The following is a 12,423-nucleotide window of genomic DNA, read 5'->3' as shown; positions in this document are numbered from 1 at the left end:
GGGCGTAACGGGTGAGGGGAAGCGATCCCCACTGGTCCAGCGGGAACAGATCGAGGACCTGTTGCCGCTGTTGTTCCGCTCGGGCAACGGCTTCCGCGATCGAGGCGCGGTCGAAGTCGGCTACGGCGGTTCGGATGTCCATGATGTCCTTGCGATCGGCGGGGTGATGTTTGTGATGAAAGTCAGTGTGTTGCTGAGGGAATGCGGTGATCGGTCTGGCTGAGGATGCCCTGGTTGGCTCCCAGCAGTCCGGGAACTTCACCTCCAAGCCCGGGCGGACGGGTTCGGTCGACGGGGGCGCATTGAGCAGTTCCGACTGGTCCAGCTGATGGTGCCGAACTATTGCGATGTTCGTCAGGTACTTCAAGGCGAGAAGCAAGACGCGTAAGCATGAAACCTCTTGGTGGAGTGCTCAAGTGGCTACATCCCCGACAAATGCGCCTCTTATCCTGCTCGCGCAGCAGGTACTCGGCAAGGGCGCGCCGAACACATCGTCAGTTTTCGAACGGCTCAAGTTCGGATAGCCAATAACGTCGCCGTGCAGCGAGTTATGGGGCTGCGCATCGCCGAAAGGCCAGAGTTGGCCAGTTTCGTTCAGATCCGCACATCCCTGATCAGAGCTGTTCAAGGATAGTGTCCAGGCGAATTGCCCTGTGTTGCACTAGTTCTCGAATCCGCTGGAATGATTGGAGAATAACGGTGTGGCGAGAGATCGGCGAGACGGTGCGCAAAGCCATGGACGGTTGGGGCGCGGCAGCGCGTTTCGTTGTATGTGTGTCGGTGCTCACTGCCGCAGTGGCGGTGCTGCTCGTCTGTGCACCGTGAACTGGCCGGGGAGGTGGCGGCACGGGGCATGACGTCGACGATGAATAGCGCCGAGGACGATCCGCGCGCGCAGTTGGCCGTCGGCCTGGCTGCGCTGCGTGCGGCGGTGGGTGGTCCGAGCTATCGAGATCTGCACCTGCTTCTGAAGGCGGTGCGCAAGGTTCCGGTCAGCGCGGGCACCCTGCGCAACGCCGAAAAGAACATCGGGATGCCGAAGTTGGCGACTGTGATCCAGTTCGTGACTGCCTGCCGCCACGTCGCCGAGAACAACGACCTGGGCCTCGACCCGTCCCTGTTCGCTCCGGACACGTGGACGGGCCTTTGGCGGAAGATCAACGCACCGGTCGACACCGCATTAGAGGTCGAGATCGCGGTGACGAAATCCGTGGCACGCGAAGACGATATCGACATGGCCCGCTGGTCCGCGCAGCTCAGCGACGACCGTGACGTATCTGGTCCGGTCCACCCTCTGCCAGAGGTCACCGATCCTTCCGTGCTGGAGGTGCATAGGCCGATCCTCGTCGACGAAGAGGTGCGTGACGACTCTCAGCAGGTGAATGCCGTTGGCGCCCTTGGCATCGTCGACGCCACCGCCCGCCACCATGAGACCGCGCTCCCGCTGCCGGAGCCGATCACCACGAGCCTTCCGTCCGCGCCTCGGGCGTTTGTCGGCCGCGGCCCCGAGTTGCGGCAGATCCTCGATTCCGCCGCCCGGGAGCGGGTCGTGTCAATCCATGCGATCGACGGCATGGCTGGCATCGGCAAAACCGCCCTCGCCATCCGGGCCGCCCATGACCTGGCAGGACGGTTCCCGGATGGGCAGTACTTCATCGAACTACACGCTCACACGCCCGGCCAACCGGCCGCGGATCCGTCTGAAGTGCTGGCGGGGCTGCTAATCGAACTGGGCCTGAACCCGCACAATATCCCGGACACCCTGACCGGGCGCCGGGATCTGTGGCGCCACCGCCTAGCCAATAGGAAGGTGCTGGTGGTGCTCGACGACGCCGCCAGCCGGAGCCAGGTCGAGCCGTTGCTGCCGAGTGGACCCGATTGTCTGGCCCTGATTACCAGCCGTCACCGCCTCCTACTATTGCCGGACATGCGGCCGCTCCCTTTGGAGGTTCTCGACCCGCAGGCTGCCACGGATCTATTCCTCACCGTCGCCCACCGCGACTCCAAGGACGACGGTGAACGGCACGTGGCCATGCGAATCGCTGAGGTGTGTGGGTATCTGCCATTGGCGATAGGACTGGTAGCCGGGCGTGTGGCCCACCGCCCAGGATGGACGGCTGCTGAGATTGGCGAGCTGGCCGAGGAATTCGCGGCGGCGACGGACCGTTTGACTGCGGTCGACACCGCCGACGATCCCGTCGTGCGTGCCGGGTTCGATTTGTCCTACCGGGACTTACCATCCCAACGGCAACTGCTGTTTCGCCGCCTGGGATTACACCCCGGCCCCGACCTCGACGCCTACGTCGCTGCCGCCGTGGCCGGGATAGATCTGGCGACAGCCAGACGTGAGCTAGACGCCCTCTACACCGATCACCTCCTCGACGAAACCGCGCGAGGCCGGTACAGAATGCACGACCTGCTCCGCGACTACGCACATAGCGTCACCTTCCACGACTCGACCACCAACAACACTTGGGCCGTGAACCAGCTACTGGACTACTACCAGCACACCGCGACCCACGCGGATCGATGGCTGACAGTCCGTACCCGGCCCGCCGACGACAAGGCCGCTATACCCGCAGGTGGTACGGCGGGTGGTGTCGTGGTGCGGGACTTCGGAGATCAGTCGCAGGCGTTGGCCTGGATGCGCGCTGAGCGGGCCAACCTGTTGGCCTGTGTGGAGCTTACCGCCGGTCGCGACCCTGCTCGAATGGTCGCATTAACCGCGGCGATGGCAGGATTGCTGGATCGGGAAGGACCGTGGACATTAGCGGCTCGACTGCACCATCGCGCAGCCAATACCGCCCACCGCCTCAGCGACCGCCTCGAAGAAGCAAACGCGCTCTCTGAAATCGCCTATGCGGGTTGGTTCAGCAACAACATCAAGGAGACTGCCGAGCTGCACCAGCGAGCCCTCGCTCTCTACCGCGTCCTCGGCAACCGGCTCGGCCAAGCCAACTCCCTGAACGGCCTGGGATGGGCGCGCCGCGAGGAAGGAAATACTGGACTGGCTATAGATCTGTACCAGCGGGCTCTGACGCTCTACCGCGACATTGGTGACGGCCTCGGAGAAGGAATGGTCCTGAACAACCTCGGCCGACTACGCCGATTCACCGGTGATAACGAGCAAGCCGCCGACCTGTACCAGCAGGCCCTAACTCTCTACTGTGACCTCAACAACAGTCAGGGCCAAGCTCACGCTCTGGTGAATCTCGGCTCCTTGCGCGCGGACACCGGCGATAGAGAGCAGGCCGCTGACCTGTACCAGCAGGCCCTGACCCTCTACCGCGGCGTCGGTGATCGGCAAAGCCAATCGCTGCCTCTCACCGGTCTCGCCGAGATGCACTATGAAACTGGTGATTACAGTCAGGCCGCCGAACTGGTGCGGGAGGCGTTGGCTCTTGACCGCGACATCGGCAACCGCAATTGGGAAGCGCTTGATCTTCGGCTCCTCGGCGCTGTGTGCCTGGCCACTGGAGACAACGGGCAAGCCGCTGAGATGTTCCAGGCGGCCCTCGCCATCCACCGCGAAGCAGGCTACCGCCTTGGGGACGCCGAGGAACTCAACCGCCTCGGGCAACTACTGCTGGCCGCTAGCGAACCGGGTCAGGCGTTGACGGCCTTCGCCGACGCTCTCGAGTTGGCCCGCGAGGCCGGATCTCAGCTCGAACAGGCCCGCGCCCTTGAGGGGGCAGGTCGCTGTCGGGCTGGCCTCGGTGATAACCCCGCCGCAGTGTCCGACCTGAGTGCTGCTGTCGCGATCTACCGGCGCATCGGCGCACCTGAAGCCGATTCCGCTGCCGGGCACCTTGCCGAACTCGAAGCCAATCCGTCACAGGGCTGAGCGCGGTGTCAAGGCTAAATAGGAGTCGATGAGTCAGCGACACGCAAAGCTCACCCGGCATGTGTTCTTCGCGTTGCCTGGTCATGCCGAGAAGCTCAAGCGAATGCTGCGAATAGACTTCCCGCGCAAGGACTTCCGTGTCGTTGCCGGCAACTGCAATGAGACGCATCAACGGTGTTCTCGCCGACCCGCGGCCTTAACCGTGGGCCGATCCACGTTAATGGTCTGTCTCGCACCACGGTGTCTCGCGATCCAGCACCGGCTAGCTACCGCGACTACCTAGGAGTCAGGGCGTTCGGCGAGGTCACCATCGGAGGCTCGATAAGACGGTCAACAGTTTGAGAGGCGGCTGGGTTGCCGGAGTAGTCGCCGTCTACCGCTAGTTTCCAATGCATAAGGTGCCGAATGTCAGCCGTTCGCTGCCCGGAGTTCCGTTGCCAGCACACTGAAGTACTGCTGTTCACGCCAAAGGCGCCGGTTGCCGATCACGTAGAACCGACGTCTCGCGCGGGACACCGCGACGTTGAGGAGATTGGGTTTCGCGGCGGCCCACGCCCTGGCGCCGCTCTTTTCGAGTGGAGTCCCCAACACCAGGATCACGACGTCGGCTTCCTGACCTTGAACGGTGTGGACGGTTCCGACGTTTCGCTCTGCGAAATCGCGGTCGACGACTTGCCGGGCAATGGATTTCGCGCCGCGCACGACGTCCCGAAACGGGCTGACTACGCGGATGTCATTGGGCACGATAGCCATGCCATTCGTCAGCATGTCCAGCAGGTCACGTAGTTGTTCGCCTTCGGCGGGAATCCAGTTGCCGTCGGCGCGATCCGATGGGATATCGAACCACGTATTTTCGCCGACGAATTGGCCACGGTCCGGGGTGCCGTAGATCATGAGGTCGCCGCCGTAGGCAATGCGGTTGGACACCTCGAACATGGGGCGGTCGCAGCGTCGGTGTACTCGGAGTGGCGAACCGACCCAGATCGCGGTGTCGCCGTTGGGGTCTGCCAGTGCGGTGCCATGCCGAGCAAGTCGGTCGGCGACTCGCTGCGCGGAGGTGAAATCCGGTGTCCACTCCTCTTTCAAGCGGTGATGCCGCAGCAGCGCCTGCTGCGCCGGAAACGGCAGTGTGACAATTGGTTCCAGCTGCTGTGGGTCTCCGACGATGACTGCGCGGCGGGCACGCCAAATCCCGCCGGCGACCTGCTGTGGTGTGGCTTGGCCGGCTTCATCGACAAACAGCCAGCCGAGTGCCTCGCTGTGGAGGTCCTTGAACAGGCGCGGGAGAGAGGCGAACGTTGTCGAGACCATCGGCACGACCATGAACAGCGTCTGCCAAGCAGCGGCAATGGTTTCGGGCTTCGGTGTGGTCTTGACTTGGTTGCGAATCAGCGAGGTGGCTACCGCCAGATTGCCACGCATGTGGGATGCCGTATTGAGCGTGAATGCCTTGTGCAGTGTCAACGCTTCGAGGAAAAGACGGTGCCGCGCCGCGGTGAACTCCTTGTCGGCCCAGGCATTACAGAGCTGAAACTGTTGCTCGTCGGCTAGGTTCTCGCCGAATGGCACAGTCGCGGGCCACCGCTGGCGTGCCTGCTCGATCAGCGCGGAAACGGCTGTCTGGGCAGCGACTGCATCGAGGTGTTCTTGGACGCGTCGTTGCCCCAACTCCGCAGCTTCCTGGTAATGCCGGTAGGCGAGTCGCGCTGCTGCGATCTGATTGTCGAGTTGTTGTTTCGCCGAATCGCGCGCCGCAACAAGCTGTTTGCTTCGTGTGCTCCATTCTCGGCCGGCGCGGAACCACGTCGACAGTGAAACCCAGAATCCGGGCTTGCGCTGGTCGTGATCAGTGAGGATTGCGGCAGCCTGCTGATACACCGCATCGGCGGCACGGCAGCGTTCTTGCGCCGTGCGGTGCTGCTCACCCCAGTACTCGTGTTGCTCATTCGCGGATAGGATGTCGGCCCAAGCAGATCGGATTACTCCGTCGAGGCGGGCCAGTTCGGCAATGGCGTTTGCTACGGACTGCCGCTCCTCTGCGAGTTGACGAACTTCCTGCTGGGCGCGCTTGAACGACCTCACGGTCGCAGCCCAGTCCGGGACCGTTGCGGGTTCTGCGCTTGCCCGCGCCAACGCATCTTTCATACCGATGTTCTGGGATGTGGCTCGGTTAGCGTCAGGCTCGTTTGTTGTCTGTGGGGCGACGGGCTGATCTCGCGAGTCGTTCCCAAACCAGAATCTGCCGACGAAGTCCCGCCTATTCGCCATCTTGCCCAAGACAGCGGTGATCAGACCCCACGCCTCACCATCGAGCACCAGCGATGCCAGGTCGGTGAAGTAGTCGACCGCCAGGGCTTCGTCTTGTGCTCCCGAAACCGCGGTGACGGCGGGTATTTCCGCCGTCACATTGGTCGCCGCGTCATTACTCGCGGTGGCGACGACGACCTCGAAGCCGGTCAAAGCGGGAAGTAACTCGTAGACCGCTGGCTTGTAGTTGTTTTCCCCCACCTGGACGACCTCGATCTTGCGGGTGAACGCGGCGGTGGGGCGATCCAATTCCGCGAGTCGGGTCGCGCGTTCTACGACGATTGCGGCGAGTGCATCGCGCAGCATTGTGGTCTTGCCGGTGCCAGGTGGTCCATTGACCGCGAAAACCCCTTTGCTATCGCGGAGTTCGGCCATCAATTGATTCACCGCGAACTGTTGGCTCAGCACCAGTGGTCGCCGCACATCGCCAGGCCATCGTCCTGTGGGAAAGCGAAGTGGTGAAACTCCGGCCACCACTGTTTCAGGTCGGGTCCGTACATCGACACGGTGTTGGGCAGGGATCTCGCGGAGATCAGAAAGATAACCGCGCAGCGCGTCGCCGACATCGCCCTGTTGTACGGCCGTCTCCACCCGTGCCAAGTCATTGGCGATGAAACTGTTCAGGAAGTCTTGATCGGACGCTTCCCCGGCGTAGCGTTCTCGAACCTGGACGCATTTCACTCGCAGTCCGTCGATGCCGAGTGCATCCTTGATGCCCAACGCGGAGGCGAGCTCATTTATGAAGTCGTGTAGATCGCCGCTGGTCAGATCCAAGTTCGGCACGGTGGACTCGTCGCCGTTTGCTGGTGTTGCGCCATTGGCGGGCCGCCGTGTCAACATTCGCTCGGCGAAGGTGCCGGCTACTGTGCCAGCGATCCCGCCGAGAACTGGTCCACCCAGTGCGGTCGCCGCTGCGGTCGCGGCGACCGTGGCCGCCGATCCTGCTCCTTTGGCGATTGCCTCTGCACCGGCTGCGCGCGCTTGCCGACCCACGCCCGCGGCGGCCCGCGATAATGCGGACTGTGGCAGCTCTTCCCGGGCGGAACCAACCTTGGGGGGCTCCATCTTGTTGAGCCCCGTAATGAAACCGCGGTGGTCGTCTTCGAATCCGTCGAGCCATGAGTTGTCACGCGGTCCGGGCGACCGAAGGCGGCTGATCGCCCATGCACATGCCGATAGGATCGGCGAATTCTCCACAATGCGCCCCTGTGCGTCCAAGGTGAACGCGAACATGGCGGTGGCGCCGGCGGGCCGTCCATCTGGTGGACACCTGTCGGCACCGAAGACTCGGATCAGTTCATCGCGTGCCCGGCTGACGTCGTATACACCGCCGTAGACGGTGAACTGCCATGTCATCCCTGCGGGCAATCGGTCGCGCCACAGTGGATGATCCCGGTCCCACGGCGCGATCTGACTGGCCGCTACGTCCACGACGACCGGGCTGGAAGAACGGTTGGACCGACTCGTCAGCTCGGGGACGTCCTGCGGGCTGAACATCTCGACTGCTCGCCAGAACCGGACCAACTGCGCGGCCTGTTTTGTCCCACCCATAGTTGCTTCCCCCATCCACTACCGCTCGAGACAGCGAGGACTTGATCAACGGTACGCTGGTTCGAGTTCGGCGACGCCGAAAACGTCGGAGTCCCTACGGAATACGGCGTGCGGGGCGTAGCCACTGCCAGCTTCAGTCGTTGAGGAACTCCTGCGCGGCAGTGAAATTCGAGTCGTCGATCCCGATCAGTGCATCGACGAACTCTTGTCCGACATCCAGTGGCGCCGACGCGGAGAACGAACCGTCGGTCAACATCGCCGCCGGTGCGGACAACCGTCGTGTCGACAGCAGCCGCTGCGCGGTCTGCTGTACATCCGCTGCTACCCGCGACTGCCATGGAGTCAGGGCGGTTGCGAAGTCGATTGAGACAGTGATGATCTGCTCGGCGGGCGACTCGCGAACAGTGATCCGGCTGCCGTTTCCGGTGACACCCGATTGCACCTCCTCCATCGGCGCCGGGCGAGAACTCACCTCGCCGCACATGGGATGATTCCGCTTCGGTATTCCGCGCGGCAGCACAATAGTGGGAGGACCGTCCAACACGTCGGGGCCCAGCTCGAAAGCTTTCTGGGCCCGCAGAGAGACAGTCGCCGATACTGCCGACGCGGTTAGCACTGCACGCGCTGCCGTCACCCAGCCACGAGTAGTGAAATGGTCTACAGCAGGGAGGAATTTCTCGCTCATCGCGGGTGACAATTGCCCGATTCGGTCCTCATCGATCCGGACCTCCACGATTCGTTTCGTGGTCCGTGCACTCGACTGCTCGATCGCGACAAGGGAGACGATCACTGGGCGGTCTCCGCCATCGGTGTGGTAGCACGTCAATACATCCGCGTGGTCAGCTGTCTTCAGTACCTGTACCGCGCTGCCTTCCGGCAGTAGCGTGTATGCCACTGCAGGTGGATCGTTCAGCGGGACAATGGCTTCAGGGCTCGACACATAGAGGTGGAAGCTCGTACTGAGTCTGCGCTGCTCGCGGCCGTGTTCGTCCCAGTCCGAATACTCTCGCGCCCAGATTCGACCCGCCGCCACCGGCACGTATCCGAGTTCTATTAGTTCCAACAGCGGTCGGTGGTAACGAATTGCATCCTGCCGGGGCAAATAGCCCACCGTACAGTTCCCGAAACGGACACCGACCGCGTTCCGGTCATGTGGGTTCTCCGGTTCGGGAATCAGCTCGACCAAACGAGAGGTCTCGGTGCCACGAGGATCGAAATCGTCACCGAGCATCCCGATGAAGTTCGGAATATAGGCGTGGATCCCGACGACCTCTTGCGCGGCCCAACCTCTGCTCGCGGTCCACAGCTGGTATACCGGGCGACCGGTCGTCATCGGATTCATTCGTTGCTCCGGGTGTTCATGGTGCCGTACGGATCCTGGCGAAATCTTATGCCGTGATTGAAGACTCGCGATGGAAACCGGAGTTCTGGCTCGGCGCGAAACTTAGTTGCAGTTCGACAGACACGGCGTCGTTGCAAAGGCTCATAATGCGCATCCGCCGTACTGCGAGTCGTCTGTGTACGACCATGCCAACCAGGCGCTGAACGCCACGCCACGGATTGGCAGATACAGGCTGGCCGCTGACAGGGAAACGCGACGTCAGCGGTTCGAGATCGTGCTGAACTTCCTTGTTCTACTAGGACGGGCGTGAACTCGGTGTCGCCGACACCGTGGCGCACTCGGCGCCGGTGCCTGTATCGCTGCGGCGCGCCGTCATTAGGCGTTATCGCAGCAGTCGGGCATCCGTCTCCGCCGGTCGCTGACCCGATGGCGAGCAAGTCTGCATCAGGCTACTGACCAGGCGAATTGTGAAGCGCCGGACCAGGGTTCGAGCCTCGTCTGGCTCGCAAACCATTATCTACCAGCTGAAATGCGTTCGCGACCCCCTGCCGTGCGCTTTCGGCGGACCCGGTCGTTCCGCATGGCGGTCAACCTCGCATGGTCGCGGGGGAACCTTTCCGGTCGCCGCGGACGTTATCCCGCGATCCGCGGATTCGGCTCAATTCGCGGGAGCCAAGCGGAGTTTGGGATCGGCGCCGGGTGAGTGCAGCGGGGTGAGCACGGTATCCGGGTACACGACTTTCGTGCTCGTCCAGCGGAAGTCCAGTTCGTCATCGGTGGGGAACCACCAGGTCGCAGCCCGCAAGGGGCTCCCGTTACGAAGGAACAGATAGTAGGCCGTTGTCGGCTTGTCGTCGTTGTATGGACCGGGCAAGTTCTGCCAGCACATTCCGGGGGTATTCGCGAGTTCGTTCAGCTTGTCGGCTTTCATGCCCGGCGTAACGACCACCATGGTGTCCCACTCGTCCTGGAGACCGGCGGCATGGGTGATTTCCACCATCTTGACCGGCGCATCACCGGAAGCCGCCTGCCTTGCGGCGGTCAGAAGAGTGAAACCGCCACTTGGCGATGATCCGCCTGACCGCACGTCGAACGAAGCACGACAGTCGCTGCTCATCCCCTCCCGGTTATCAGCGGACCGGTCCGGCCCACATCCGGCAGCCAGCAGCACCGGTACCAAACCGGCGGCGAGGGCCAGGACCGTGATTCTCATCAGATGATCACTTGCTCCCGGGTAGCGGAATACCGACGCCAGCGGGCGATCCGGTCATCGCCTCGGTCACCCGATTGCTCCAGGTGATCTGCGGGGCGGGAAGTTGACTGCCATCGGCATTCGAAGTCTGGATGACGACAGCTTTGCCGTCTTTGATCTGCTGTCCGACCAGCGCGGCTAATTCTTCGGGAGTGGCTTTGGGGTTGGCTGCCCCGATCGCGCGCCCAATTTCATTGTTGTAGAGGTCCATTGCTTCACGCTGCGGCGTATTGCCGCCGGTCTTTTCGTGGGCCGTGGCGTAGGTTTGCGCCCAGTCCTCACCGAATTGCTGCGACATGAGAGCGTTCCAGTACATGTGCCGATAGGCATCACCTTGGCCATCGGCCACCGAGTCCGGATACTCCGCCAAGGCGGCGTTCCTGGCCAGGTCGGGGAGAGTGAAGGCTTTTGCGACCGCGTCGACGCCCTGGTTCTGCAGCAGGTTCTCCATGGCCGAGATCTCTTCGGAGGTCATCAGCGAAGGGCTCACGTTTATGCCGTGATCTTTGAGGATGTCGGCTGGCCACCCGACCGGCCAGAGTCTCGGCAGCCCGGTGGAGACATCGGTTTGATAGTCCTCGAGGATTTTCGCGAGCTGCGGATCGTCCGGCTTGACGACGAGACCCTGCTTCACCCGGTCGGACAGTTTCTCGATTTCCTTGATGTAGATCTCCGCGCCTTCCTGATCCGCTCTTTGCACGAGAGTGAAGGCGGCGGAGATGAAGTTGTCCAGACGCCGGGTGACGATTTCCTTCGCAACTACCGCGACATCACCGAACGGGAAGTGGTCGCGGTAGGTTTCGGCGTTCGATGTGCGGGACTTGACGTGGCCGTCCTCGGTGACGAACAGATCCCATCTCGACTCCTCGGCTTCGGCTTTGCGGTTTCGGATCGTCGAAATATTGGTTTCCAGGGTCGAGACCAGGGAGCTGAGCTTCGACGCCATCTGTTCGATGACGTCCGAGGTCTGGATGGTGTCGGTGCGATCCTCCTGGCCTCGTCGTCGTGCCGCGTCACCCGCCGAACTGTCGAAGTAGTCGCTGGACTGCTCTATCGCATTTCCCGCTGCGGTGGCCTCAGTCTCGATGAACTTGTAGGTCTCGTTCATCATGTCGACGACCTGACCGAGATAGCGTAGGTCCCACCCGAGCACCTTGGATATGGTCAGCGAATTGTCATCCGCCACCGTCAGCCCCCCAGCTGCTTGAGTTGGGCAGCCCAGTCGGCATCTGTCTGCTCATAGACACCCGCGGCAGTATCCACGCTGTCGCAAAAGCTGCTCAGGCGGCGATTGTGGTAGGCCAGCACGGTGTCCATCGCCTTCAGTGATTCCTCGACCTTGACGGCGAGGTTCGAACCCGCCATCCGCTCGCGGGCAAGATCACGGCTCACCTTCGCGATCGGCGTCTTTGTGGTGATTCTGCCCGCGTTCATGCGTACGGACGTGGCGAGTGCGCGCATCTTCGCGGGGTCGACGTTCACCTGGACTCCTCGAACAGTTGCACGGCTGCGGCTTCGGCTTTGCCCAGTGCGGCACGGTGACGGTCGATAATGAGGTTTGCCAGGTGCTGAGGGCCGTTGTCCATCGCATAGTCGGCGATGTAGAGGTCGGTGATCCGACCCCCGGCGTCTGTCTCGATGCTCACGCTGCCGTCTCTGGAACGCGCGGAGCCACGCACGGCCGCGAGTCGCTCATTGATCCGCTGGATCTCGAGCATTCGCTCATCGTTATTCATCGCTGTTCCCCCGTCGAGTGGTGCTCCCCGAGAGCCTACCTAGATCGGGCTTCGGCTACTGCCCAGGGGCTTCACGGTGCCTCGCGCGGTTGCGGCAATGACCATACGACACTCCGTATTTACTCCATAACCCAAGTCCGGTGACCAATCCCGTGATCCGGCGCGGGAGACATCCCGTCACCCTCTCAGGGTGGTGACGCCGTCGCCGCCCCGAAGATCACAGCGGCAAAAGGTGTGGTGACTATGTCACCAGAGAGGTGGTAGCTGTGTGACTCGTAACGTACTAAAAAGTTCTGAAAGGTCTGTTGAGGCCCAACATTTGGGTTGCCTCTGTGTCGGCTGCCAGCCTGAAGGGTTCTGACGCAGGTAGCGTGATCGCGCTGGTCGGCGT

General features: G+C 62.4%; 8 protein-coding genes. 2 read left to right on the top strand and 6 right to left on the bottom strand.

Going from position 1 to position 12,423, the window contains the following annotated elements; all coding sequences use genetic code 11:
• Positions 1-699 precede the first annotated feature (699 nt).
• Both NP3_RS51260 and NP3_RS42500 read left to right on the top strand, forming a co-directional pair.
• On the top strand, positions 700-825 hold the full coding sequence (locus NP3_RS51260) for a hypothetical protein (RefSeq protein WP_281197706.1): 126 nt from the start codon (positions 700-702) through the stop codon (positions 823-825).
• A gap of 28 nt (positions 826-853) precedes the next feature.
• Positions 854-3,844 carry an ATP-binding protein gene (locus NP3_RS42500; RefSeq protein ID WP_157124918.1) on the top strand — a complete coding sequence of 997 codons (2,991 nt, stop codon included), beginning with the start codon at positions 854-856 and terminating at the stop codon, positions 3,842-3,844.
• A gap of 408 nt (positions 3,845-4,252) precedes the next feature.
• On the opposite strand, the gene NP3_RS42495 is transcribed toward NP3_RS42500, so the two are convergent.
• The 6 genes from NP3_RS42495 to NP3_RS42470 all read right to left on the bottom strand — a co-directional run bounded on the left by NP3_RS42495 (position 4,253) and on the right by NP3_RS42470 (position 12,032).
• Positions 4,253-7,702, bottom strand: coding sequence for a DEAD/DEAH box helicase (locus NP3_RS42495; protein WP_063047357.1), 3,450 nt, complete (start codon positions 7,700-7,702; stop codon positions 4,253-4,255).
• A gap of 133 nt (positions 7,703-7,835) precedes the next feature.
• Positions 7,836-9,044 carry a hypothetical protein gene (locus tag NP3_RS42490; RefSeq protein ID WP_063047356.1) on the bottom strand — a complete coding sequence of 403 codons (1,209 nt, stop codon included), beginning with the start codon at positions 9,042-9,044 and terminating at the stop codon, positions 7,836-7,838.
• A 658-nt stretch (positions 9,045-9,702) separates the two neighbouring features.
• Complete coding sequence (locus NP3_RS42485; protein ID WP_063047355.1) at positions 9,703-10,257, bottom strand: hypothetical protein; 555 nt, start codon at positions 10,255-10,257, stop codon at positions 9,703-9,705.
• 7 nt (positions 10,258-10,264) lie between these two features.
• Positions 10,265-11,482 carry a DUF6973 domain-containing protein gene (locus tag NP3_RS42480; protein ID WP_063047354.1) on the bottom strand — a complete coding sequence of 406 codons (1,218 nt, stop codon included), beginning with the start codon at positions 11,480-11,482 and terminating at the stop codon, positions 10,265-10,267.
• 2 nt (positions 11,483-11,484) lie between these two features.
• Positions 11,485-11,778: a type VII secretion target gene (locus tag NP3_RS42475; RefSeq protein WP_063047353.1), complete on the bottom strand. Its 294-nt coding sequence runs from the start codon at positions 11,776-11,778 to the stop codon at positions 11,485-11,487.
• A complete protein-coding gene (locus NP3_RS42470; RefSeq protein WP_063047352.1) occupies positions 11,775-12,032 on the bottom strand; it encodes a YbaB/EbfC family nucleoid-associated protein in 258 nt (85 codons plus the stop codon). Before NP3_RS42470 ends, NP3_RS42475 begins: the two co-directional genes overlap by 4 nt.
• Positions 12,033-12,423 lie beyond the last annotated feature (391 nt).

Source organism: Nocardia pseudovaccinii NBRC 100343, from assembly GCF_001613225.1.
Classification (GTDB): Bacteria; Actinomycetota; Actinomycetes; order Mycobacteriales; family Mycobacteriaceae; genus Nocardia; species Nocardia pseudovaccinii.
This window is presented reverse-complemented; position numbering and strand designations above follow the sequence as displayed.

Coding starts and splice junctions, on each gene's coding strand:
- NP3_RS42500 (WP_157124918.1), top strand. CDS start 854: ATGACGTCGACGATGAATAGCGCCGAGGACGATCCGCGCGCGCAGTTG.
- NP3_RS42495 (WP_063047357.1), bottom strand. CDS start 7,702: ATGGGTGGGACAAAACAGGCCGCGCAGTTGGTCCGGTTCTGGCGAGCA.
- NP3_RS42490 (WP_063047356.1), bottom strand. CDS start 9,044: ATGAATCCGATGACGACCGGTCGCCCGGTATACCAGCTGTGGACCGCG.
- NP3_RS42485 (WP_063047355.1), bottom strand. CDS start 10,257: ATGAGAATCACGGTCCTGGCCCTCGCCGCCGGTTTGGTACCGGTGCTG.
- NP3_RS42470 (WP_063047352.1), bottom strand. CDS start 12,032: ATGAATAACGATGAGCGAATGCTCGAGATCCAGCGGATCAATGAGCGA.